This is a genomic window from Chryseobacterium sp. Mn2064 (genome assembly GCF_049319685.1).
In the GTDB taxonomy this organism is placed as follows: Bacteria; Bacteroidota; Bacteroidia; order Flavobacteriales; family Weeksellaceae; genus Chryseobacterium.
The window spans coordinates 1,516,189-1,542,493 of sequence record NZ_JBMOUE010000001.1; the positions used below are offsets into that span (position 1 = coordinate 1,516,189).

Consider the following 26,305-nt stretch of genomic DNA (forward strand, 5'->3'; position numbering starts at 1 on the left):
TTAAATTAAGCTGTAACAGGTCTTTTTACCGGAGCATCATCTCTGTCGAAAACTCTGTTGATTACTGCGTTCTGATTTTTTTCGAACATTTTGTGGCTACCTGGAGCTGGAGCACCGCTTGGTACCGGAGCAACAACCTGAATTCCTGTATCTCTGAAGTTTCTTAGGATATAAGACCAAGCTCCCATGTTTTCAGGTTCTTCCTGAGCCCAAACCAATTGTTTTTTGTTCTCGTATTTGTTGAAGATCGCTTCAATAGCATCTGCCTGAAGCGGATATAACTGCTCGAATCTTACCAAAGCAATGTTTTCACAGTTTAATTCTTCTTTTTTCGCTAATAATTCGAAGTACAGTTTACCTGAACAAAGAACTAATTTTTCAACTTTTTTAGGATCTGCAGTTGGATCGTCTAAGATTGGCTGGAATGAACCTGTTGCAAAATCTTCAAACGGAGAAACCACTTTAGGGTGTCTCAATAAAGATTTAGGGCTCATTACGATCAATGGTTTTCTGAATGCCCATTTCAGCTGTCTTCTTAGTAAATGGAAATAGTTGGCTGGTGAAGTAATGTTCGCTACCACCATATTTTCATTTGCACAAAGAGTAAGGAATCTTTCCAGTCTTGCTGAAGAGTGTTCTGCTCCTTGACCTTCTGAACCGTGAGGCAACAACATTACCAATCCGTTCTGGATTTTCCATTTTTCTTCCGCAGCCGCTAAATACTGGTCTACAATGATCTGAGCTCCGTTTACGAAATCTCCAAACTGAGCTTCCCAGATTGTTAATGTATTTGGAGAAGACATTGCATATCCATAGTCGAAACCTAGAACACCATATTCTGAAAGGTGAGAGTTGAATACATCAAATCTGCTTTCTGATACGTGTCTTAATGGAATATATTCTTCTTCTGTATCTTCTGTTTTTACCACAGCATGTCTGTGAGAGAAAGTTCCTCTTTCTACATCTTCCCCAGAGATTCTTACGTTGTGACCTTCTACAAGCAATGTAGCATAAGCCAACCACTCTCCTAACGCCCAGTCTAATGAATTTCCTTCAATAGCTTTGATACGGTTTTCGAAAAGTCTTGTAATCTTGTTGATGAATTTTTTATCTGCAGGAAGTGTTGACATTTTAAGGGCTAGCTCTTTCAATTGAGCCGCATCATATTTTGTATCAACAGGTAACTGAACAGCTCCTCTTTTTCCGATTGGATAGTTGGTCCAGTCCTCAGACATAAACAGATCCATCACGTTTTTCTCAATTTCTTTAGAAGCATCAAAGTCTTTATCAAGAAGAGCTTTGAATTCTGTTTCCATTTTTGCAATTACATCATTGGAAGTAACGCTGTCCTTAAGTAATTTATCTTTATAAATTTCTCTTGGGTTTTGGTGCTTAGAAATCGCTTTGTAAAGGTTTGGTTGAGTGAATCTTGGCTCATCACCTTCGTTGTGACCATATTTTCTATATCCTAAAAGGTCGATATAAACATCTTTTCCGAATTTCGCTCTGAAATCAGCAGCAAAGTGGATTGCATGAACTACTGCTTCAGCATCATCTGCGTTTACGTGCATTACAGGAGATTCTGTAACTTTTGCGATGTCTGTACAGTATGTTGAAGACCTTGCATCCATATAGTTGGTTGTAAATGAAACCTGGTTGTTTACAACGATATGAACGGTACCTCCAGTTCTGTATCCTTCCAGCGTCATCATTTGAGCAACTTCGTAAGCAATACCCTGTCCAGCAATAGCTCCATCACCGTGAATGATGATTGGCAATACTTTAGAGTAATCTTTGTATTTGTCATCTACTTTTGCACGGCAGATACCTTCTACAAGGGCAGCTACTGTTTCAAGGTGAGACGGGTTTGGAGTAAGGTTGATACAAACTTCTTCTCCTGAAGCTGTTTTGATCTTTTTAGACGATCCTAAGTGATATTTAACATCACCAGAGAATACATCTTCTTCGAATTCTTTACCTTCAAATTCTGAAAAGATCTGCTTGTAAGATTTCCCGAAAATATTGGTAAGAACGTTCAATCTTCCTCTGTGAGCCATTCCTAATACAACTTCATCTACTCCTAACTGAGAAGATCTTGAGATCAACTGATCTAAAGCCGGAATTAATGTTTCCCCTCCTTCTAATGAGAATCTTTTCTGTCCTACAAATTTTGTGTGAAGGTAGTTTTCAAAAGCAACTGCCTGGTTTAATTTTAATAAGATTTCTGTTTTTTCATTGGCAGAAAGGCTTGGGTGGTTTTCGTTAACCTGAAGCCATCTTTTGATGAAATCTTTTTCTTCAACGTTGTTGATGTGCATGTATTCTACCCCGATAGAATCACAGTAGATATTTTCCAGGTGTGTGATTAAATCTGCTAATGTAGCAGGTTCTTTCATTCCTGTTTCTACAGCACAGTTGAATTTTGTATTTAAATCTTCTTTAGATAGACCGAAGTTTTCGATATCTAAAGTAGGTGTATAGTGTCTTCTTTCTCTGATTGGGTTTGTTTTTGTAAACAGGTGCCCTCTTGTTCTGTAAGCCTCGATAAGGTTTACTACCTTGAATTCTTTCTTGATGTGCTCAGGAACCTCCCCGTTAGTTACTGCCTGAGAGATCTGCTGTACTGCTGGAGCAGCGTTGGCCGGAGCCTGAATAAATTGAATGTTATCGTCATCTCCATAGTTCTCCAAAGCAAAATCAAAGCCTTGAAAGAAAGCTTTCCATGATGGTTCTAGAGAGTCTGGGAATTTTAAGTACTGTTGGTATAAATCCTCAATTAACTGAGAATGAGCTGCGTTTAGGAATGAAAATCTGTCCATTATTACAGTTTATCTATTTATTAAAATTTATTTGTAGAATTAATCTTCAAATTTAATAAAAAAAACCGAGTTAGAACAGTCTGAAACCGTTAAAAAAACTTAAGAAAAAAATAATTAAAAAAAAATTACTTATACACTGATAATGAGAGCTTAACATTCACGTCCTGTCCTTCCATTGGACGCTCTATAAAGGTCTGGCGGATATCTCCGAAGCGCATCTCGTCTTTTTTGGCTTTCTGAATCAGTTGCTGAATTGCCCGAATTCGTCCCTCATAGCTCCCTTTGTAGTACATCACGTAATTTTGGGAGGGATTTACGGACCTAAAACTGAAATTATTATCCGATACTCCAATTTTCTTGGAAAGTGGAATTCCGAGGAAGTAAGAGACCTCTTTGTCTTTATAATTATCAGCGTCTGTCATTAGGATTGGATACCCGAATTCATCGTCTCTTTTCCCAAGATCCATCGTCACAAAGTTGTACACTTTGTTATAATTCATAACAATGTTTTTGTAAAGGGCATCTTTTTTATTGGAAGTACTTACATTGATTCCCAGGAGAAGTTTGTCTTCTTCATTTTCCACCATCAGACTGTCGTACTTAATAGCAGCCATCTGATTGTCTTTTTCAACTTTATTACCAAGGGAATTTTTAAGATTAACCATACTTTTGTTGATGTTTTCAGCAAAGCGGTCTTCGGTCCAGAAATTTTCCACTCTCTTCCAAACGGCAAGTTTTGGGGTATGTACGTACCAGATAATTTTTGTTTTTTCTGCAGAAACAGGTTTAAACTTCACATCAACCAAGGTTGGATTTTCATTTTCATCCTCGAAAAGTTGATATTTTAAGGTTTTATTCAGGTTTTCGTATCTGATAAACATTTCTCCATCGGTATCATTTTTAGGGTCTACATAACTGATGGAACTTCCCTGTCCTTCATAAGGCGTATAGTAGTCTATGTCGATAGACGGCGAACTGGTAAAGAAATTATTCCATCTTGTAAAATTCTGAAGATTATTGAACTGAGCAAACACTTTATCCACGGGATAATCAATCTCTTTTTCAATGGTAAAGTTTTTACTTTCATCTACAAAATAATACATGGAAGCAGCATAAGCTCCCCCCAGCAGGATTATAATTACCGTTAATATCTTAAAAATACGCATCGCACAAAAATAATACAAATAAAAAGAGTGAACAATATGCTGATCACTCTAGTTTTATGTTTAACAATAATTAACCAAGTTTCTATCCTATATGTGTTCCAGGGGCTATAACAGCTCCTTTTTTCACCACTACAATTCCATCCTGTACAGAATAGGTTCCGTAATCTCCATCCGGGATATGTTTTCCGCCGATGATTTTTACATTATCTCCGATGTAACAGTTTTTATCAAGAATTGCTTTTTCTATGTAACAGTATTTCCCGATTCCCATATTAGGACGACCTCCTCTGTCATTGATTACTATTTCTGTCGTATTTTGATAGAAGTCAGCTCCCATAACATACGAGTTAACAATGGTACTTCCTTTATCTATTCTGGTTCTGTTTCCGATCACCGAATTTTCTATTTTATCGGCCATAATGATACATCCGTCACCAAATACGGCTTTACTAACGTAAGAACCATTAATTTTTGAGGGTGGAAGCATTCTTGCTCTTGTATAAATTGGAGAAGAAGAGAAAAGATTGAATTGCGGAAGATCCAGGCACAGATCCAGATTGGCTTCGTAGAAAGATTCTATGGTACCAATATCTGTCCAATATCCTTCATACTGATAGCTCAATGTTTTGTATTTTCCAATAGAGCTTGGGATGATATCTTTCCCGAAATCGTCACCAGCTCCTTCTTCAAACATCTTTTTAAGAATATTTTTTGTGAAGATATAGATTCCCATTGAAGCCAGGTATTCTTTTTCCTTATGTTTATTCTCATCAGAAACTTCAGATTTAAGGCCTTCCAGCATATTATAATCTGGTTTTTCGTAGAAAGAAGTTATATTTCCTTCATCATCAGATTTTAAGATCCCAAATCCGGTTGCGTCTTTAGCATTAACTGGGATAGTGGCAATGGTAAGATCTCCTCCATTCTCGATGTGAAAGTCTAACATTTCTCCAAAATCCATCTGATAAAGCTGATCACCTGAAAGAATTAAGATATAATCATAATCGTACTTTTCAAGATGTTTCATAGACTGGCGTACAGCATCTGCGGTCCCCTGGTACCAGCTATCGTTTTCTACATTCTGCTCCGCGGCCAAAATATCAACAAAACCTTTACTGAAGATATCAAAATGGTAAGAATTCTTGATATGCGAATTTAAAGAAGCTGAATTGAACTGTGTTAAAACCAAAATTTTATTCAGCCCTGAATTCAGACAATTTGAGATAGGAATGTCTACCAATCTGTATTTTCCTGCAATAGGTACGGCAGGTTTTGATCTTGTATACGTTAAAGGGAATAATCTTGTTCCTCTTCCTCCTCCCAATACAATTGAGATTACGTTTCTGTTCATAGATATATTGCGTTTTTTTATTTTATTAAATGTATTGTTTTATTTTGGTGTCTGTGTGTGGAATATACCGTAGTTTTTTTCATTGTACAAGAAACAAGCCTTGTCATTGATATTAAAGACGTAATATTCTTCATTTTAATCAGCTATTGTATAAAGCTATGTATTTTTCTGCAGATTTCTCCCATGCAAAATCAAAATTCATGTTCGCATGGATGAGATCTTCCATCATTCCTTTTTGATTATAAATAGCCAGCGCTCTGTTCATGGTGTGAACAATATCATCTACACCCGGGTAGGTAAAGTTTAATCCTGCTCCACCTGTTGAAATATCTTCTACGGTATCTCTAAGACCTCCTGTATATCTTACCACAGGAACTGTACCATATCTCATAGAATACATTTGGTTCAAACCACACGGCTCTACACGCGATGGCATGAGTAAAAAGTCTGCAGAAGCATAGATCTTATGAGAAAGATGTTCTTTGTATCCTAGATCCAACGCGAAATTGGTGTAGGTATAATCGTATTCTTTCAGTTTATTCTCAATATAAGTGTTTCCTGAACCGAGAATCATCATATTTAAAGCACCATAGCTTTGCTTAATACTTTTCCAGACCACATCCGGAAGAAGATCGGCTCCTTTTTCTGTGGCAAATCTACCAATGAAGGCAAATAAAGGAAGTTCGGGCTTTAAACCATACTCTTTACACAGCTTTTCTTTATTCTTTTTCTTTTGAGCTACGGCATTTTCAATGGTAAAATTAAAATCAAGCATCGGATCAGTTTCAGGGTCCCATACTTCCGTATCAATTCCGTTGATAATCCCGTATGCTTTTCCGAATTCCTGCCTTACAAGACTTTCCAGTCCTCTGAAGCTTACAAAAAGTTCTTCAAGATATCCTTCTGAAACCGTGGTAAAGGCGCTTGCACATTTAATCATACTGGCTAATGGATTCATGAAACCATTCCAATCCATCAATCCCCACTTATAGGAATCAAAAGATGGCATATAATGGGCCATACTCCAGCTCATCATTCCCTGATATTCTCCGTTGTGAATGGTTCCAATGGTTTTAACTCCCTTAAGAAATCCAAATTCCGGGCAATGTTCAACCATAAAAGGAACCAATCCTGTATGATAATCGTGGCAATGCAATACATCGGGTCTTATTTCCATGGCGCAAAGCCAATGCAAAACTCCATGCTGAAAAGCAAGAAACTGAAAGCTTTCATCCTGATATCCGTACGGATTATCTCTATCCAGCAATCCGGGAATTCTCACCATATATAATTCAAACCCCAAAGCATCTGTCTTTTCTTTCATTACCTGAACCTGCAGCATATTGGGTCCCTGATGGATAAATCCATCAAAAACTACATCAAATTCATGGTCAAACACAAATGGTTTGTTGTACCAGGGCATTACGACCTTGGCTTCAATTCCTTTTATTTTATTCTGGTATTTAGGTAATGCTCCCACGACATCTGCAAGTCCGCCCACTTTTGCCACGGGGTAACATTCTGTACTTAAATGATAAATAATCATCCTTTATCTTTTATGTTTAATTCTGTGTAATTTATACTTTTTATCTTTTCTCTGTCTTAAAATAATTCCTGCCAATGGCGGCAGATTAAGAACCATGGTTTTCTGATGTCCTCTCCATTCTTCATATTTCTCTTCTATTACTTCAGACTCAACCCCGCTTCCACTGTATTCATCATCATCGGAATTAAAAATAACTTCCCAATGAGTTCCAGAAGGAATACCTACTTTATATTCAAATGTTTTTGGCGAGAGATTCAGAATGACCATAAGAACATCTTCTCTTCTTTTTCCTTTTCTGAGATAGGCATAGACCGAGTTTTCAAGATCGTCGGCTTCTACCCATTCGAACCCGATTTTATCAAACTGATTCTCATAAAGACTGGTTTCTTCTCTATATAGATGATTAAGATCTTTCACCAGCTCCTGAAGTCCTTTATGAACCGGATATTTCAGCAAATGCCAGTCTAGACTTCGGGTAAAGTTCCACTCGCTGGTCTGTCCGAATTCATCTCCCATAAAGAGCAGCTTTGCGCCAGGATGGGTATACATATAAACATATAAGGTTCGCAAATTGGCAAACTTCTGCCATTCATCGCCTTTCATCTTATAGATCAGGCTTGCTTTTCCATGCACTACTTCATCATGTGATAAAGGCATCATATAATTTTCATTATACATATACATAGAAGCAAACGTCAGTTTATGATGATTGTATTTTCTGTTGGAAAAATCTTCTTTAAAATAATTTAAGGTATCATGCATCCATCCCATCATCCATTTCATTCCAAAACCTACCCCTCCGTCATGAACAGGTTTAGTAAGCATAGGAAAGTCTGAGCTTTCTTCCGCAATAGTCATGATGCTGTTTCCAAATTCTTTGTAAACGGCGGTATTAAATTCCTGAAGAAAAGCTTTTGCTTCCAGGTTTACATTTTCGCCATAGATATTAGGCTCCCATTCTCCTTCTTTTCTTGAATAATCCAGATGAAGCATGGATGTTACAGCATCTACCCGTAATCCGTCAGCATGATAACGATCCAGCCAGAACATAGCATTGGAAATTAAAAAAGATTTCACTTCATTTCTTCCGTAGTTGAAAATATGTGACTTCCAATCGGGATGAAATCCTTTTCTGGGATCTTCATGTTCATATAAATAGGAACCGTCAAAACGGTGAAGACCATTAGCATCTCCGGGAAAATGAGAGGGAACCCAATCGAGAATTACTCCAATATTATTTTTATGAAGTTCATCAATCAGAAACATCAGATCCTGTGGCGATCCAAAGCGCGAAGTGGCTGCATAAAACCCTGTAATCTGATATCCCCAGCTTGGATCATACGGATATTCCATCACGGGCATGAATTCTACGTGAGTAAACCCCATTTCTTTAATATATGGAACCAGCTTTTTGGCAATATCCCGATAATTCAAATACTGATCGGGAGCTTTTTCTTCTCTAACCCATGAGCCAAGATGTAATTCGTATACGGATATGGGTGCATTCAGGTTATTCTTCTCCCAACGGTTCTCCATCCAATCCTTATCATTCCATTCGTACCATGTTGTAGAAACCAATGAAGCCGCCTGAATATTCTGTTCCCAACTTAAAGCATAAGGATCACTTTTCTCCAGAATTTCTCCTCTTGGAGTTTCAATGGCATATTTATATAAAGTTCCCCAGGTCAGCCCTTCAATAAAGCCTTCCCAAATGCCGGATTCGTCCCACCTTGGAAATAAAATATGATCTTTAGGATTCCAGTTATTGAAGCTTCCTATTACAGAAACTTTCTTTGCGTGAGGCGCCCATACTGAAAAATAAATTCCTTTTACTCCATCTTTTTCCGCGGAATGCGCTCCAAACTTACCATACAGCTTATAGTGCCTACCTTCTTTGAAAAGGTACACATCATGATCACTGAAAAGCGTATAGGTTTTAACAGAATTCATCAAGATCAGTTTGTATTTATATTTTTTTTGAAACTACGAAAAATACTGATAACAGCGATGAATTATTCTTCAAATAATTGTCAAGTTAATTCCACTTTTTGTATCTCTATCAAATATATCATTTTTTACCTTAAAATTTTATGATTTAAAAACAATCTTTTTTATAAATTTAGCACATAATAACAGTAAACACACAGGATGATATTTGAACTTTACACAGAAGAAAAAGACAACAGACCCGTATTTATCACAGGGAATTTTAACAATTGGAATCCAAAAGATTATAATTATCAACTTAAACAAAAAGATCCCTGTAATTATTTCATAGAAATCGAGAATAATATTCTTCCTGATCTTATAGAATACAAGTTTTCAAAAGGAGGTTGGGAAAATGTAGAACTGGACAAATATGGAAATATCACTCCTAACCGAAAGGTGAAAAAATCTGAAGGAAAAGTATTTGATACTATAGAAAAGTGGAGATTGAACTGGGGGCCTTTCAAAAAAGAATTCTTTCCCATTGCAGAAGTTATTTCTGAAGAATTTTACATCCCACAGCTTGACCGCTATCGTAAAATATGGGCAGTACTTCCTTATGATTATTATACTTCTGAAAAAAACTACCCCGTTCTATACCTTCAGGACGCGCAAAACCTGTTCAATGAAGGAAGCGGATTCGGGAACTGGGAAATAGACAAGAAGCTCTCTATACTTGCAGAATATGGACGTGGAGATGTTATTGTAATTGCTATAGAACACGGAAGCGAAGACCGAATCAAAGAATATATTTTTGATAACGACAATATTGCCAACGGTTCTGAGGGAAAAAAATACATCCGCTTTATCACAGATACTCTGAAACCTTTTGTGGATCAAAATTACCGAACCAAGAAAGATCGGGATAACACAGGTATTGGAGGAAGTTCATTAGGAGCATTAATAAGTATTTACAGCGGTTTTCTATATCCTGAAGTCTATTCGAAATTATTGATTTTCTCTCCTTCTCTTTGGGTAGAACCGAACAATAACTTTCCGATGATGAACTTTAGAATTCCTTTTAAAACAAAAATCTATTTATATGGCGGAGGACAAGAAGGATCTAAAATGGTTAAAAGAATTCATATTTTCGAAGAATATCTGAAAAGATGGGAAAAAAAGAATCTTTTTGATTTTGAATTCAGAACCAATATCAATCCGGAAGGCACTCACAATGAATTTTACTGGTCGCAGGAGTTTCCCAGAGCTATTGAATGGCTGTTCTATGATAACACCGAAAACCCTGTAGAAGTGAAACCACAACAACAAAGCATTAAGAAATAAATTGTATGAAACTAATCAATAAAAAAAACAAAAACTACACCCAGGTCTTCCATTTATTCACCGAAGAAGAATGGGCCAAAACAAGTAAAAATTTCAATAAGAATATTTCCACTTTTTTTACCGGAAAGAAGTATGAGTTTTTCGTCAACGCTCACGAAGAAGGAATTACTTATTTCATTGGATTGGGCAAATCTACTTTACAAAATTTTGAAATCCAGCAAGTAGCTTTAAAGTTTTCACAGACCCACAAAGAAAAGCTTCAACCTGCTCCTACCTTGGCATTGGCAGATTTTATGAACGAAAAACAATTTGAAGAATTCGCCAAAGGCTTATTAATAGGAACATATAACTACCCTTTCGAAAAGAAGCACCCTTTTTGGAACCCTAAATTCGAACTTCATTTTGAAAACCTGAGCCAGAAAAAACTGGATCATATCAGCCAAAAAGCTGAAGCATTGAGTAATGGACAAACAGCATGTCAGGAATGGCTCAACAAACCTGCTAATCTTAAAAAGCCTGAGATATTTAGCACCTACCTTAAAAACCTGGCAAAAAAATATGATTTAAAATACACTGCTTTCAACAGAAAAAAATGTGAAGAGCTCGGCTTGGGTGCTTATCTTGCCGTAAACCAAGGAAGTGCTTATGATGCTGCCTTTACGATTTTAGAATATAAAACATCCGTCAAAAATGCTAAAACCTATGGTTTGGTAGGCAAATGTGTTCTGTTCGATACGGGTGGTATATCCATAAAAAACTCAACCAACTTACATTATATGAAGTCTGATATGGGAGGAGCTACTGCGGTTCTGGGAACTTTGATTTATGCTGCTGAAATGGAACTTCCCATTAATATTGTAGCCATATTACCCATAACTGATAATGCAATTTCTGAAAAGGCACTGCTTCCAAGCGACGTCATTACAGCGTACAATGGAAAAACCATTGAAGTACTTGATACCGATGCGGAAGGCAGGCTGATTCTGGCAGACTCACTCTCCTATCTTTCCAAAAATTACAAAACAGATTTCCTTATTGATCTCGCCACCTTAACGGGAAGCTCTGTAAGAATGTTCGGAGACACCTGTGCAGCAATTTTCTCCAATAATGAAGAGCTAAAAAACAACTTAATAAAAACCGGAGATCATACCAACCAAAGACTTTGGAATCTTCCTCTGTGGGACATCTGGAAAGATGATATACAATCCGATGTTGCCGACCTTAAAAATATCTCTATGAAACCTATAGGAGATTGTATTGTTGCTGCAAAATTTCTTGAGCAATTCATTGAAAATCATCCTAAATGGGCCCATCTTGACATCGCAGGAGTAGCGTTCGGAAGTGTAGGATATGCCAAGGAAAAAGCAGCTACTGGTTTTGGTGTTCAACTGCTCGTGGATTTAATCGAAAATTATCATTAAAAATTAGTTTTTTAGAAAAATTCTCTGTATACTTGATTAGTGAATTTTCAAAAGTACATGATATTTGATTTTTTAATATTAATAAATTAACAAATAATTAATTTTATTTTTGATAATTCACTAAATTTTAAAAAACATTATATGGAGAAGAAAACTATTGTATGCATTTCGTGCTATTACAAGGGCTATGATTTTATGGACGAGATGAAGAAACTCGGCAACAAAATTATCTTAGTCACCTCAGAAAATCTTAAAGAAAAAAACTGGCCCTGGGAAGCTATTGATGAGATTTTTTATATGTCTGAAGTAAAACCATCTGTATGGAATCTGGAACATCTTATTCAGGGTTTTTCGCACCTTATGAAAACCCGAAAAGTAGATGCTGTAGTAGCCTTAGATGATTATGATGTAGAAAAAGCAGCATTAATCCGAGAAACATTCCGTATTCCCGGAATGGGGCAAACCACTCACCGTTATTTTAGAGATAAACTGGCTATGCGCCAAAAGGCAAAAGATTCAGGAATTAACGTTCCCGAATTTACAGCCGTTTTCAATGATGATGAGGTGAATAACTTTGTAGATAAAGTTCCTGCTCCCTGGGTATTGAAGCCCAGATCTGAAGCCTCAGCCTCAGGAATAAAAAAAATAACATCCAAAGAACAGCTTCATGAAGCTTTGGAAACTCTTGGAGAAGAACGCCATCTTTTTTTACTGGAAAGCTTCAAGCCTGGAGACGTTTATCATGTTGACAGCCTTACTTTTAATAAAGAAATTATATTCACATCCGCATCCAAATATCTCGCTCCTCCTATGCAGGTTTCTCATGAAGGAGGTGTTTTCAGATCCAAAACGCTGGGAAGATATTCTGATGAATTTACGGGATTAGAGGAAATCAATGCAAAAGTTCTTTCAAATTTCGGATTGATCAACGGGGCTACTCATACAGAATTTATCCGTGGAAAAGAAGACGGAAAATGGTATTTCCTGGAAACCTCCTCAAGAGTTGGCGGGGCTCATATTCCCGATCTCGTTGAAGCATCAAGTGGGATCAATATCTGGCGCGAATGGGCCAAGATTGAAGATGCCCTTTTGAGAGGAAAGCAATATGCTATTTCTCCTCCTACAGGCTATTATTCAGGATTGATTGTAGCTCTGATCAAAGATAAAGAACCAGATTATAGCCATTTTGAATGTGATGAGGTCGTAAAGTTCCTTCCTATTGATTATCATGTGGGAATTGTTTACAAATCTAATGATGCAGATATTGTACAAACCAGATTAGATACTGCTGCAGAAAAAATTCATACAGAAATGCTGAATATTTTACCACCTAAAAGTACTAAACTAAGCAGCTAAAATTACACCATCAACAAAATAAGATCTCAATGCCTCAAATAGAACATACAGAATATTATTCAAATATATTAGGAACAAGTTTAAAGGTAGAAGTGACCGGACATTATGGTCATCCTATTATTATGTTTCCTACCTCACAAGGGCAATATACCCAAAACCATGACTTTCATCTCAACGGAAGTATCAATTGGTTTATAGAACAGGGAAAAGTGAAGCTTTATAATATTCAGACCATTGACAGCTGGAGCTTCTATGATGAAAAAATATCTCCACAGCAAAGAATTCGAAACTATGAGCGCTATGTACAGTTTTTGATTAAGGAATTTGTTCCTTATATCCAAAAGCTTCATAAAACCCATCGTGTTGCGGTTGCCGGTGCGAGTTTTGGAGGATACCATGCCGCCAATTTTGCATTTAGGTTTCCTGATGTTGTTTCCCATTTGTTTTGCCTTTCAGGCGCATTCAGTATAAGAAACTTCATGGACGGTTATTCTGATGAGACAGTGTATTTTAACTGTCCAAGAGAATTTGTAAGAAATGATGAAGCCTGGAAATACAAACATATGCATATTGTGTTGAGCACTTCCGATCAGGACATCTGCAAAGATAAAAATGTTGAAATGGCAGAAATTCTAAATATAAAAGGCATAGACTTCTGGTATGATGAACGAAAATGGATTGGTCACGACTGGCCGCTATGGAGAATGGTATTTCCTACATTTATAGGAGCCTATTTCTCTTAATACTCTATCAATGATTAATAAGAATTCTTGAATTATAGAAAATAAAAAAGATACATCAATTTAAAAAACAGAAATTATGACAAAAAAAGTTGGAATTCTATTCGGTATGGAAGATACATTTCCCTGGGCATTTATCGAAAAAGTAAATGAATTGGGAGGCGGAGATATCATAGCAGAACCGGTAACCATTGATAAATTGGAACAAGGTGCAGATTATGGATATGCAGTGATCATCGACAGAATTTCGCAGGACGTTCCCTTCTACAGAGCTTATCTGAAAAATGCAGCATTGAATGGCACCTATGTCATTAATAATCCTTTTTGGTGGAGTGCAGACGAAAAGTTCTTCAACAATGCTCTAATGTCTAAACTTGGAATTCCTCTTCCAAAAACGGTATTATTGCCATCTCATGAAAGACCGGATAATACCTCAGAAACGTCTTTCAGAAACCTGAAATTCCCTCATGATTGGGACTACATATTCGATTACGTTGGATTCCCGGCTTACATGAAACCTCATGACGGTGGTGGATGGAGAAATGTCTACAGAGTAGAAAATCCAGATGATCTTTGGAATAAACTCGGTGAAACAGAACAATTGGTCATGATGGTACAGGAAGAAATTATTTTTGACGACTATTACAGAGTGTACTGTCTGGGAAGAAAATATGTTCATATAATGCCTTACGAGCCAAGGAACGCTCCTCATCTAAGATATGCTACCACCCATCAGACGCAAGGTAAAGAACTTGAAAAACTATTGAAAACCATTCATGATTATACTATTACCATGAATGAGGCTTTAGGATATGATTTCAATACAGTAGAATTTGCTGTAAGAGATGGTATCCCTTATGCTATTGACTTCTGTAACCCAGCTCCGGATGCAGACAGAAATTCTGTGGGAGAAGAAAATTTTGCTTGGATTATAGAGCACGCTGCCAAACTAGCAGTAGAGAAAGCCAAAGAATATGTTCCGGGAAAACCTAATGTAGCCTGGGGAACCTTTGTGAAAGACTCCATAAAATAATCATCGAAAAAGAAATAAAAAACACAAGAAAAATGCATCAGTTTACTATTGGAATTGAAGAAGAGTACCAGATTATCGATGTTGAAAGCAGAGATCTTGTCTCTCACGTTTCAAAAATCATTGAAGGCGGAAAAGCGGTTTTAAGTGAAAACTTAAAGCACGAAATGCACGAATCAATGATTGAAATGGAAACAGGAATCTGTCAGAATATTCAGGAAGCCAGAGCAGAATTAACCAATTTAAGAAGACATCTTATCAATATTGCTCATGAACAGGGACTTCGCGTTTCCGGAGGAGGAACCCATCCTTTTTCTCACTGGTCTGACAACAATATCACACAGGGAGAAAGGTATATCAAAATTGTAGACGACATGGGAGATGTTGCCCGGGAAAATCTTATTTTCGGACTTCACGTACACATCGGAATCCCTAATCGTGAAGAAGGAGTCCGAATTCAGAATGTTATGCGCTACTTCCTGCCTCACGTGTATGCTCTTTCTACCAATTCTCCATTTTGGATCGGAAGATATACAGGTTTTAAATCCTACAGACAGGAAATTTTTGTGAAATTTCCCAGAACCGGTATTCCAAGCTATTTTAACTCTCTTGCTGAATTTGACAGCTACGTTGATCTGCTGGTGAAAACCGGAACCATCGACAATGCCAAGAAAATCTGGTGGGATTTACGCGTTCATCCATTCTATCCTACTATTGAGTTCAGGATATGTGATATGCCATTAAGAATTGACGAAACAGTCTGTCTTGCCGCCATTATGCAAAGTCTCGTTGCCAAAATTTATAAACTCCACCAACAAAATCTCAGCTTCAGAAGCTATAGAAGACTATTATTGAACGAAAATAAATGGCGGGCTTCCAAAAGCGGTATTGAAGCTCATTTGATTGATTTTGGGAAAGAAGAATCTGTACCCTATCCTCATTTATTAAAAGAACTGTTGGAGTTTATTGATGACGTTGTAGATGATCTGGGATGTCGACAGGAAGTTGAATATGCATGGAAAATTCTTGAAAATGGAACCGGTGCAGACCGCCAACTTCAGATCTTCAAAGAAACCGGAGATCTTACAAAAGTCGTTGATTATATGATCTCAGAGACAGAGTATGGAATAACACATGGAGAAACCGCTTCATAATATTTTTGGTAACTTTACAAAAAATATGATGTAATGAAAGATATTCGAATTGCTCTGTTAGACATGAACAATAATCATGTCAATCAAGGCTTTAGAAACATTAAAGAGATTTCGGAGGCATTTCAGCAGAACTCTGAAGAAAATGTAATCATCGAAACATTTGATGTAAGATTTAAAGATGAAATGCCGGAAATTGGAGACTTTGATATCTTTATTTCTTCCGGAGGCCCAGGAAATCCACACAGAGAAGGCTTTGAATGGGAAAACAAATTTTCCGGTTTTTTAGATTCTGTATTTGAGCACAATCAATATAATGATGATAAGAAATATCTGTTTCTAATCTGCCATTCATTCCAATTAGCAAGCATTCACTGGAAGCTGGGAAATATCTGCAAAAGAAAATCGTACTCTTTTGGAGTAATGCCCGTTCATAAAACCAAGGAAGGTAAAAGTGAATTTTTATTTGAAAATCTTCAGGATCCCTTCTACGCCGTTGATTCCAGAGCGTACCAATTTATAGAGCCCGATACGGATCGTTTCAAAGAATTAGGAATGGAAATCATGGCGATTGAAAAATTCCGTCCTCATATCAATCTGGAAAGAGCTGTAATGGCTGTTCGTTTTTCGGAAGAGATATTTGGAACCCAGTTTCATCCGGAAGCCAGTCCCGAAGGTCTTATTGAAAATCTGAAAGACGAAAAAAACAGAGAAGCCATGATTGAAAATTTCGGAATGGAAAAATATCTTGAAACGATGGATAGAATAGATGATGAAGACAAAATCATCCTCACCAGAAATCAGATTCTTCCAAGATTTCTTCAGTTTGCAAAAAAAAACATTTTGAAAGAAGCTGAATCTTTGGTTTAAAAGTTTAACTTAATATAAACCACAAAAGCCACAAAAGCGGTTTAGAAAATTAGTCTAGTAAGAATTATAAAAGCTTAGCTATAAAAAGTGTACTTTAAATTTTTATGTTCTAAAAACTTTTGTGCCTTTTGTGGTAAAATCAAATCGGGCAGAAATGCTCGATTTTTTAACATCACACAAAAAATATGATTCCAAAATACAGAAAACAGTTCAATCAGGAATTTTCACAGGAAAAGTATCAGAAACTTAAGGATATTTTAAAGCAGAAAGGAGGCGTAGAACCCACTTTTAGAATTTCAGAAAGTCCGTTATTTCTTACCAAAGATTTTGAAAACAAACTTATTGAAGCCAGTGAAAGCATCATTACTCAAATCAAAAATCTTCCCGCTGAAACAATTCAAAAAGCAGTCCCTGACAACTGTAGAGTTCCCAATGATACAGATAAACCTCATTTTTTTACTATAGATTTCGGTATCTGTAGAAGCGAAAATGGAGAAATAGAACCTCAGTTGATAGAGCTTCAGGCATTTCCTTCATTATATGCTTTTCAAAAAACATATGAAGAGACGTTTTGCGAAGTATATCCGTTCCTTGATGCTATCAAAAATCATATGCCTCATGAGGCTTTTACAAATTATTTAAAGGAATTAATTGTTGGTGATGAACATCCTGATCATGTCATTCTTCTTGAAATTTTTCCCGAACAACAAAAAACAGCTATTGATTTTGCTTTAACTGAAAAATTATTGGGAATAAAGACTGTTTGTCTGACAAAAGTGAAAAAACAGGGCAAAAAACTTTTCTACGAACATGATGGAAAGCTGATTGAGATTAAAAGAATTTATAACCGCGTCATATTTGATGAATTAGACAATATTCCAGATCTTATAACGGAGTTTGATTTCCGTGAAGAAGTTGATGTAAAGTGGATTACCCATCCCAACTGGTTCTTTAAAATTTCAAAGTTCCTATTACCGTTGTTAAAGCATCAATTTGTACCGAAAAGTTATTTCCTTCATGAATTTCCGGAGCATGAAAACCTTGACCATTTTGTATTGAAGCCTTTATTTTCATTTGCAGGAAGCGGAGTAAATCTAAATCCGACAAAAGAGATCACAGAAGCTATTCAGGATAAAGAAAACTATATTTTGCAGAGAAAAGTAACTTATGAACCCATTTTTGAAGATATCAAAGGAGAATTTTCAAAAGCTGAAATCCGTTTATTATATATTTGGAGAGAAAATGATGAACGCCCTATTCTACTGGAAAATTTAGGAAGAATGACCAAAGCAGCGATGGTAAATGTAGATTTTAATAAAAAAGATGCGATTTGGATCGGAAGTTCTAATGCTTTTTTCGCGGAAGGATAAAGTATGGTCATTACGTGTAAAAAAATTTCTCTTTAAAAATGATAAAAAAATTATCTGTTTCTCTTTTGATCATCGTCATAAGTCATTTTTCACAGATCAATGCACAGGAAAAAATATACTCAAAAAATGATATTGGTAAGTTTGAGATTAACAAAAAATATTATTTAGGTAAAAAAGTTAAGGATGTATTGAGTGATTTAAAAGTAGATATTCAACTCATTATTTTAGGAGGAGGAACTGTTGAAGAAAACAATTTTATTGCAATAAGATTTATTGACAATACCAACAATCCTGAAGTTAATGCAAAATCTGCTAAACTCACTCTTTTTGTTAAGGAACGCGACCATAAAACTAACTCCTTATTTCTCAGTACGCCTTCGGGATTCAAAAGAATTTACAAAAAAGACGAAGAGCAATACAAAACAAATGAAGACCTTTTAAAAGCATATGAGAACCTAAGCATCATTGATATCTCCGCCAGTTCTGAGAAAGTATAATTGATATTTCTATTATTAAATAAGATTTCGGCGGAACCTTTGGTTCCGCCGAAAATATATCTGGATCTATTAAAGATTCTTATCGTCTTCCAAAAGTTCTTTCGCCTGATATTCCTGTACCAGATCGATCGCATTGGAAATCACGTCACTTAAAGCCGTGATAAAGGTTCCTTCTTCTGCCATTCCAATGGCGTGTTTCAATGCTTCAATTTCTTTAGGAATGATTTCATAGCTTACATCTTTTCCTGCGGAATTAATTCCGTCAATGATCAAGCCATTAATTTCATCTTCTGTTCTCCCACGGAGATGTTTCTCGTTTCGGATGATGATATAATCGAACATTCTTCCCGCAATCTTTCCACATTCTCGGATATCATTGTCTCTTCTGTCTCCAACGCCGGAAATAATTCCTATTTTCTTGGTAGATTCAACATTTTTCAAATAATCTTCAATCGCTTCATATCCTGAAGGGTTATGGGCAAAATCGATCAAAACTTTAAAGTTTTTAAATTTAAAAACATTCAGCCTTCCCGGTGTCAGCTGTGCGCTTGGTATAAATGTTCTCAAAGAGTTTGAAATATCTTCAATTCCAAAACCATGAAGATAACTCGCCAAACTGGCAGCCAGTACGTTTTCAATCATGAATCTTGCTTTTCCTTCCATCGTAATAGGGAAATCTTTCGCTTTTCCTATTCTGATTTTCCAATCACCTTTTTTGATGGTTACAAAACCTTCTTCATACACACAGGTCGTCTTTCCTTCTTTGGCAAATTTGACAATATGAGGATTGTTTTCATCCATACTGAAAATCGCAACATTGGAATCCAGATCATTAACAATTTTCATAGAAAATTCGTTATCAGCATTCAATACACTCCATCCGCTTTTCTTTACACTGTCCAGGACTACTCTTTTTACTTTAGTAAGGTCTTTCAATGTATGAATATCATTCATTCCTAAATGATCTTCTTCGATGTTTGTCAGAACGCCAATATCACATTGTGAAAAACCAAGTCCAGAGCGGAGAATTCCACCTCGTGCAGTTTCAAGAACAGCAAATTCTACGGTCGGATCTTTCAGAATAAACTCTGCGGAAAGAGGACCTGTAGTATCTCCTTTGGAAAGCATTGTATTTTGAATATAAATACCATCCGAAGTCGTGAATCCTACTCTATAACCATTGCTTTTCACAATATGAGAGATAAGTCTTGTAGTAGTCGTTTTTCCGTTCGTCCCTGTTACTGCAATAATAGGAATGGTAAATGGTTTTCCCTGTGGATAAAGCATGTCTACTACGGGTGCAGCAACGTTTCTTGGCAGTCCTTCACTTGGAGCAAGGTGCATTCTGAAACCCGGAGCCGCATTTACTTCAATGATCGCTCCACCACTTTCTTTTAATGGCTGTGTCAAATTTTCGGCCATAATATCGATACCGCAGACATCCAGACCAATAATCTTGGATATTCTTTCTGCCATCGTAATATTTTCCGGATGTACCATATCGGTAACATCAATGGAGGTTCCTCCCGTTGAAAGATTGGCGGTTGATTTCAAATAAACCACTTCTCCTCTTTGAGGAACAGTCTCAAGTGTATAATGAAGTTTATCAAGCAGTTCAAGAGTGTCTTTATCTACTTCAATCTCAGTAAGAACATTTTCATGTCCGTACCCTCTCCTTGGGTCTTTATTTTCTTTTTCTATAAGCTGTTGAACATTATGTTCCCCATCGCCAACAACATGAGCAGGAACCCTTCTTGCGGCCGCAACCATCTTGTTATCAATAACCAAAACACGGAAGTCATAACCCGTAATATATTTTTCAACAATTACTTTTCTGGAATATTTTTGTGCGTGCTCCAGACCGATTTTTGCAGACTCCCAGTCGTTGACATTAATAGAAGATCCTTTGCCATGATTTCCATCCAAAGGTTTCAGTACGATAGGATAATTGATCTTCCTGATTACATTATTCAAATCTTCTTCGTCTACTACAAGATCTCCAATGGGAACCGGAATAGCAGCATCATGAAGCATTCTTTTAGTCAATTCTTTATTACAGGCAATATCCACAGCAATAGAACTGGTTTTTCCGGTAATCGTAGCCTGAAATCTCTGCTGATTTACACCGTATCCAAGCTGTACCAAAGAGTTGGTTCCAAGTCTTATCCATGGAATTCTCCTGGAAGCAGCTTCTTCCACAATACTTCCTGTAGAAGGTCCCAGACGAACACGCTCTCTGATCTCTTTTAATCTATGAATACAGGCATTTAAATCATAATCTTTTCCCTCAATCAGCGCTTCTGCAATTTTGACTGATTCTTCAGCAGCGTAAATTCCTGCATTTTCTTCAATATAATTAAACACTACATTATATACTCCCGGAGATTTTGTTTCACGAGTTCTTCCAAATCCTACATCCATCCCCGCCAGAGTCTGGATTTCTAAAGCTATATGCTCAATGACATGGCCCATCCAGGTTCCCGTTTCTACCCGGTGAAAAAAACCTCCTTCCACTCCTTCGGAACATCGATGGGTAATCAATGAAGGGATTAATTTTTCAATCCTTTCCCTGAATCCCTCGATTTTATTGGTAGGATAATTTTCCATTTCTTCAAGGTCTAATCTCATCTGTATCAGTTTCTTTCTTCTGATGCTCCAGATATTAGGACCTCGTAGTGCCTGAATCTTTTCGATTTTCATAGTCTATTGGCATTTAAACAGTTAATAAAAACACATTGTATAGTCAAAGATAATGTAAAACCCTAAACAAAACCATACCACGTTTAAAGATTTATTAAAAAAATATTAATTTTTATTCACATTTATAAATCATTAAAAATCAATGAAAGATGACACGAAATTCATCAAATAATGTTAATTATTTTTTAATTTTGTACCATGACAAAACCTGTTGGAAAATTAATAGTGATTGGAGGGGCTGTAAACAAAGGGAGTTTTGCAGAAACCGATTATGATCAGAATATCGAAAAGAATCTTAACTTTTTTGAACGCGGGATCTTGCGAAAGATCATCAACGAATCGAAGCACAAGGAAGATTCTGTTATTGAAATCGTAACAACAGCTTCTCAAATTCCACAAATTGTAGGTTCAGAATACAAAAAAGCATTTGAATTTCTGGGTGCTAAAAATGTCAACATTCTTGATATACACAATCGTGAGGAAGCGAACTCTGATGCCATGGTAGCCAGAGCGAATGCAGCTGATGTCATGATGTTCACCGGAGGAGATCAATTGAGACTGACATCCATTCTTGGAGGAACAAGGTTTCATGATACTATATTATTAAAGTATCAGGAACAGGATTTCATCTATTCCGGAACTTCTGCAGGGGCCGCCGCCGCTTCCGAAAATATGATCTACCAGGGAAGCAGCTCTGAAGCTCTTCTAAAAGGTGAAATCAAAACAACACAGGGATTAGGCCTTATAGATAATGTAATTATAGATACCCATTTCGTGCAGCGAGGCAGAATCGGACGTCTTTTCCAGGCGGTTGTTAACAATCCGAGAACTTTAGGAATTGGTCTTGGGGAAGATACCGGGCTTTTTATTCATAATGATGTGATGACTGCTGTAGGTTCAGGCCTGGTGATTTTGGTTGACGGAAGATTTATAAAAGATACCAATCTTACCAACATTAATTTAGGAGAACCTATATCTATTGATAATCTAACGGTTCATGTAATGTCGATGAATGATCATTACGACTTAACAACCAAAGCACTGACCATTGAAAATTCCCAGTTTAATCCGATACCACAGGATAAATAATTTTTGATCGTTTATTACTCAAAAACATTCTTTCTGAATATAAAAATGGAACTACGGTTTCATTTTTTTTGTTTAAAATGGTTGGTTATTTTTACATGGAAACGTTAGAGCTAATTAAAATTTATCAATTACCTTCGTAAAGAATATCAATTATTATATTTTTTATGAAAATCATCATCCACGGAGGCTTTTTCTCGGAAAGCGGCCAAAGCCATGAAATAAAAACAGCAAAACAAAATTCTTTAAAAGCAATTGCTCAAAAGGCATTTGAATATCTCCAAACCCACTCTGCTTTTGATACAACAGCTTATGCAGTGTCTCTATTGGAAGACGATCCTTTATATAATGCAGGCATTGGTTCGCAAATTCAAAGTGATGGTATCATTCGTATGAGTGCTGCTATTATGGATGGTGAAACCCAAAAATTAAGTGGTGTCATTAATATTCAGGATGTTAAGAATCCGATTTTTGTAGCTAAAGATCTAATTGGTGAAGACGACCGGGTTTTAGGAGGACAAGGAGCTAAAAATTACGCAACCGAACATGGTTTTGAAAACTTCTCTACAGAAATACCTCAAAGAAGAAGCGAATATGAAGAAAAACTTCAAAATGGGGGCAAAGGGACTGTGGGTTGTGTAGCAATAGATAAAGAGGGCAAATTGGCTGTCGCAACGTCTACCGGAGGAAAAGGATTTGAGATTCCGGGAAGAATTTCAGATTCGGCCACCGTGGCAGGAAATTACGCGAATACTTTCTGTGCTGTCAGCTGTACAGGGGTTGGAGAAGATATTGTGAGCAATGCTACAGCTGCCAAAATTGTAACCAGAGTAACAGACGGAATGACTCTTGAAGCCGCTTTCAATAAGACCTTTGAAGAGCTTAAAGTAATTGATGGATTTGCCGGAGCCATCGCTATTGATAAAGAGGGAAATATCTATCATCAAGACTCCTATCCTACTATGGTTTTTGCCAGTTTTGACGGCGAAAATTTCGAGGTATTTTCTTAATTTTAACATTTTTTTATAATCCTATTCAATTTTTTGGCACGTATTTTACATATGTATTAATAACAAATTTTAATATTAATACCTTAAAAAAATAGAAATCATGGGAAACAAGACAAAAGGCTTATTAGCGTTATTAGGTTTAGGAGCTTTAGCTTATTGGAAATATAAGAATTCAAGTCCGGAAGATCAACAAGCGGTTAAAGATAAGCTAAATACAGCAAAAGATAATCTTAACAAGTGGGGAAATGATCTTAAAAGTAAAGCTAATGATGTTGCTTCCCAAGTTCAGAATAAAGTGGACGAAGTAAAGACCAAAGCTGAAGATTCTTTAAGCTAAATACAGACAGTTTTTTTTAACATTCATATATAGGAAAAGTCATCGTAATATTTACGATGACTTTTTTTTGTTTTATCTTCTATGATTAAAAGGAATTATTTAACAGCAACCAGCCCGTAAACCAGTGGAATTTTATTTCCAAACTGAGGAATTCTCCATTTTCCTTTTTCAAATTCTTCTACATGTCTGAAAGAGGGATATGGTGACCAGTCAAACTCCCGAAATGTTTCCAGTTTCATTTCTTTTTTTATCAGATTATCAAGAACTTCAGCCAAAGAATGGTTCCACATCACATATTCCTGTACAATAGGCGCAGACTGATCAGCATACGTTCCTTCGTAAGTTTCGACGATGGGTTTTTCGTTAAAATAATGATAGGCAACTTTCGTAAAATCATCATCAAACATCCAGACTACGGGATGAAATTCAGCCATGATGAAGCGTCCGCCAGGTTTTAGAAAGTGATCGATCACCCCAGCCCATTTCTCAAGGTCAGGCAGCCAGCCAATTGTACCATAACTTGTATACACGATATCAAAATTCTGATCTAAAACATTGGGCAAATTATACACATCAGAGCATATAAATTCTGTATCTGTACCACATTTCTGCGCCAGATCTCTAGCCGCTTCTATAGCTTTGTCGGAAAGATCGATTCCAGTAACTTTTGCTCCCATTCTTGAAAGTGAGATAGAATCCTGACCAAAATGACACTGCAAATGCAGAATGCTCTTTCCTTTTATATCTCCTAACAACTCCAGTTCTATGGAATTGAGTGAACTTCTCCCTTTTAAAAACTCATCTACAAAGTAGAAATCTGACTTCAGATGAGGTTCTACCTTCGCGTTCCATGAATTTTTATTTATTTCCAGATAATTTTTCATTTTTTTGGTGTTTAAATAGTTTAATCTCCTTGAATAATATAGTTTTTGGTCATTAGTTTCCTTTCGGGCAGGGTTGAGTCATCGGGTTGAAACCAAACCTCAACACGACTTCCGTAATAATCTCCCCAACTTCCTTCTTTCACCGTAAAGTCTTTCTTATCACTTGAAAATTCTCTCAGTTCATCATTAGGATTGAAGACTTCCCTTATGGATTGTCTCTTTATTTCCTCTTCGGAAAGAATTCTATTGGTATTAAAATCATACACTTTTAAATAGACTTTCCCTTTTTCTATTTTGTTAAGGAAAACATCATATTTATAAGAACCAGGCTGTAAATAATCATACAAAAGTATATCCGGCTGGGTAACTTGAACCAACTGCTTATCACGATTCGGGTATATTTTTAAAGGCATTGAAAATTTGGCATTACCAGGATTCTTGATATCGTTGTTATAAGGCTTATAGGGACTTTTTGGCGGGCAATAAGCAAATATAGCACCGACTATAAAGAATACAACCACACTGAAAATACACTGTAAAATACCATTTTTAAATTCATCTTTCTGAAAAAGTCTGGAAATCCCCAGTATAAAGCCCAAAGCAATGATTAAAAATGGAAGAATTGAGAAAAAATTCCATGTAAAACTACTGATTGGCAAAATAAGGATAAGCAACCAGCAGAAAAAGCCAAAAAATAATGCAATAAAGGAAGTGAAATACCACCTCCAATTGAATGCTCTAAAAATTATTTCTTTTATCATAATGATGTATGGTTTTTTACGTTTATTTCAAAAATTCACCTATGGTTTTTCAACTGAATTGTTTTATTCATCGGTCTTGTATATCATTCCTAACTGATACTCATAAAAAAATTATTCTATCCCAACTGTTCCAACAGTTTCTTTTTCTGTTCTCCAAATTCAGCATCTGTTAAAATGCCATTTTCTCTTAGTCTTCCCAATTGTTCAAGCTGTTCAAAAATATCTTCTGAGGTTTTTCCTTTTACCTCAGTACCTTCCTGCTGAGTCTGAGTGATAGGAGCATTATAGATTACTTTTATGATATCGTAAAATTTTTCTGCATCTTCCTTATCCCTATAACATTCAAACTCTACTACTCTTTCATCCAGATGCAGCTTAATAATCGGAGACCTGGGATCTGTCACAAAACTTACCGATTTGATTGTTTCATTAGGATATGTATTGATTTTTGCAGAACCAAACATTGACTTTGATACAGAAAGCATTCTTAAAGGAGTTGCAACAAGTACTCCAGCATCTAAAGTATTAATAAACTGAGCGTCTGTGATCGCAAGAATTTTTTCATCTTCAGAAATTAAATAAGGAAGTTCTTTGATCTCTCCTTTGGTAAAGACTGAAAGATTGGTATTCAGCTTTTCCAATTCGTATTTTATTTTTCTTTTTCTGATTTTATAAGCTTCATTCGAAATATTCCTTGATTCATAGTTTACAGAAACAGGAAGATTCTGCTCTACTTTTACCAGCTTTTGCTCCGGTTCCGTTTTTCCATTTTCTAAAAGATGGTGGATATCATCAATACTGAAATTATTAAGATTATACAGCAATTCCTGATTGATATGGCTTATTTTGTCTAAACATTTATTACATAAGATACTCTCATCTGACAGCTTATTTGCTCCCAAAAGGGTATCCATAGAGTTTAATTCCGTATTACATAACG

At 36.3% G+C, this 26,305-nt stretch carries 21 protein-coding genes; 12 read left to right on the forward strand and 9 right to left on the reverse strand.

Going from position 1 to position 26,305, the window contains the following annotated elements; translation table 11 throughout:
• Positions 1-5: 5 nt before the first annotated feature.
• From ACL9RH_RS06730 to glgB, 5 genes are all read right to left on the reverse strand, one after another.
• Positions 6-2,819, reverse strand: coding sequence for a 2-oxoglutarate dehydrogenase E1 component (locus ACL9RH_RS06730; RefSeq protein ID WP_422692568.1), 2,814 nt, complete (start codon positions 2,817-2,819; stop codon positions 6-8).
• Positions 2,820-2,944: 125 nt separating this feature from the next.
• Positions 2,945-3,985, reverse strand: a complete 1,041-nt coding sequence (locus ACL9RH_RS06735; RefSeq protein ID WP_422692569.1) for an SRPBCC domain-containing protein — start codon at positions 3,983-3,985, stop codon at positions 2,945-2,947.
• Positions 3,986-4,067: 82 nt separating this feature from the next.
• Positions 4,068-5,336 carry a glucose-1-phosphate adenylyltransferase gene (locus tag ACL9RH_RS06740; RefSeq protein WP_422692570.1) on the reverse strand — a complete coding sequence of 423 codons (1,269 nt, stop codon included), beginning with the start codon at positions 5,334-5,336 and terminating at the stop codon, positions 4,068-4,070.
• Positions 5,337-5,475: 139 nt separating this feature from the next.
• Positions 5,476-6,882: a glycogen synthase gene (locus ACL9RH_RS06745; protein WP_422692571.1), complete on the reverse strand. Its 1,407-nt coding sequence runs from the start codon at positions 6,880-6,882 to the stop codon at positions 5,476-5,478.
• A gap of 3 nt (positions 6,883-6,885) precedes the next feature.
• On the reverse strand, positions 6,886-8,832 hold the full coding sequence (glgB, locus tag ACL9RH_RS06750) for a 1,4-alpha-glucan branching protein GlgB (protein ID WP_422692572.1): 1,947 nt from the start codon (positions 8,830-8,832) through the stop codon (positions 6,886-6,888).
• A 198-nt stretch (positions 8,833-9,030) separates the two neighbouring features.
• Between glgB and ACL9RH_RS06755 the strand changes: the two genes are divergently transcribed.
• From ACL9RH_RS06755 to ACL9RH_RS06795, 9 genes are all read left to right on the forward strand, one after another.
• A complete protein-coding gene (locus tag ACL9RH_RS06755; RefSeq protein ID WP_422692573.1) occupies positions 9,031-10,152 on the forward strand; it encodes an alpha/beta hydrolase in 1,122 nt (373 codons plus the stop codon).
• 5 nt (positions 10,153-10,157) lie between these two features.
• Complete coding sequence (locus ACL9RH_RS06760) at positions 10,158-11,573, forward strand: M17 family metallopeptidase (protein ID WP_422692574.1); 1,416 nt, start codon at positions 10,158-10,160, stop codon at positions 11,571-11,573.
• Positions 11,574-11,714: 141 nt separating this feature from the next.
• Complete coding sequence (locus ACL9RH_RS06765) at positions 11,715-12,929, forward strand: ATP-grasp domain-containing protein (protein WP_422692575.1); 1,215 nt, start codon at positions 11,715-11,717, stop codon at positions 12,927-12,929.
• 29 nt (positions 12,930-12,958) lie between these two features.
• A complete protein-coding gene (locus ACL9RH_RS06770; RefSeq protein WP_422692576.1) occupies positions 12,959-13,672 on the forward strand; it encodes an alpha/beta hydrolase-fold protein in 714 nt (237 codons plus the stop codon).
• 76 nt (positions 13,673-13,748) lie between these two features.
• Entirely contained in the window at positions 13,749-14,702 is a 954-nt protein-coding gene (locus ACL9RH_RS06775; protein ID WP_422692577.1) for an ATP-grasp domain-containing protein, read from the forward strand.
• A 32-nt stretch (positions 14,703-14,734) separates the two neighbouring features.
• Positions 14,735-15,853: a carboxylate-amine ligase gene (locus ACL9RH_RS06780; protein ID WP_422692578.1), complete on the forward strand. Its 1,119-nt coding sequence runs from the start codon at positions 14,735-14,737 to the stop codon at positions 15,851-15,853.
• Between the two features lie 33 nt (positions 15,854-15,886).
• The gene (locus ACL9RH_RS06785) at positions 15,887-16,720 is read left to right on the forward strand and encodes a type 1 glutamine amidotransferase (protein WP_422692579.1); all 834 of its coding nucleotides are present in this window, start codon (positions 15,887-15,889) and stop codon (positions 16,718-16,720) included.
• 185 nt (positions 16,721-16,905) lie between these two features.
• Entirely contained in the window at positions 16,906-18,090 is a 1,185-nt protein-coding gene (locus ACL9RH_RS06790) for a hypothetical protein (RefSeq protein ID WP_422692580.1), read from the forward strand.
• 38 nt (positions 18,091-18,128) lie between these two features.
• The gene (locus tag ACL9RH_RS06795) at positions 18,129-18,587 is read left to right on the forward strand and encodes a hypothetical protein (protein ID WP_422692581.1); all 459 of its coding nucleotides are present in this window, start codon (positions 18,129-18,131) and stop codon (positions 18,585-18,587) included.
• A gap of 69 nt (positions 18,588-18,656) precedes the next feature.
• Here ACL9RH_RS06795 and cphA read toward each other — a convergent pair whose 3' ends face one another.
• Positions 18,657-21,287 (reverse strand): cyanophycin synthetase, encoded by a 2,631-nt coding sequence (cphA, locus tag ACL9RH_RS06800; protein WP_422692582.1) that lies wholly within the window; start codon positions 21,285-21,287, stop codon positions 18,657-18,659.
• Positions 21,288-21,485: 198 nt separating this feature from the next.
• On the opposite strand from cphA, the gene ACL9RH_RS06805 reads away from it, so the two are divergent.
• The 3 genes from ACL9RH_RS06805 to ACL9RH_RS06815 all read left to right on the forward strand — a co-directional run bounded on the left by ACL9RH_RS06805 (position 21,486) and on the right by ACL9RH_RS06815 (position 23,720).
• The gene (locus tag ACL9RH_RS06805; RefSeq protein WP_422692583.1) at positions 21,486-22,376 is read left to right on the forward strand and encodes a cyanophycinase; all 891 of its coding nucleotides are present in this window, start codon (positions 21,486-21,488) and stop codon (positions 22,374-22,376) included.
• Positions 22,377-22,540: 164 nt separating this feature from the next.
• The gene (locus ACL9RH_RS06810; RefSeq protein ID WP_422692584.1) at positions 22,541-23,383 is read left to right on the forward strand and encodes an isoaspartyl peptidase/L-asparaginase; all 843 of its coding nucleotides are present in this window, start codon (positions 22,541-22,543) and stop codon (positions 23,381-23,383) included.
• Between the two features lie 100 nt (positions 23,384-23,483).
• Positions 23,484-23,720, forward strand: coding sequence for a YtxH domain-containing protein (locus ACL9RH_RS06815; RefSeq protein WP_047095751.1), 237 nt, complete (start codon positions 23,484-23,486; stop codon positions 23,718-23,720).
• Positions 23,721-23,815: 95 nt separating this feature from the next.
• Here the strand turns inward: ACL9RH_RS06815 and ACL9RH_RS06820 are convergent, their stop codons facing one another.
• The 3 genes from ACL9RH_RS06820 to ACL9RH_RS06830 all read right to left on the reverse strand — a co-directional run bounded on the left by ACL9RH_RS06820 (position 23,816) and on the right by ACL9RH_RS06830 (position 26,279).
• A complete protein-coding gene (locus ACL9RH_RS06820) occupies positions 23,816-24,604 on the reverse strand; it encodes a class I SAM-dependent methyltransferase (protein ID WP_422692585.1) in 789 nt (262 codons plus the stop codon).
• A 20-nt stretch (positions 24,605-24,624) separates the two neighbouring features.
• A complete protein-coding gene (locus tag ACL9RH_RS06825; protein ID WP_422692586.1) occupies positions 24,625-25,365 on the reverse strand; it encodes a hypothetical protein in 741 nt (246 codons plus the stop codon).
• A gap of 116 nt (positions 25,366-25,481) precedes the next feature.
• Positions 25,482-26,279 (reverse strand): PH domain-containing protein, encoded by a 798-nt coding sequence (locus tag ACL9RH_RS06830; protein ID WP_422692587.1) that lies wholly within the window; start codon positions 26,277-26,279, stop codon positions 25,482-25,484.
• Positions 26,280-26,305: the final 26 nt, after the last annotated feature.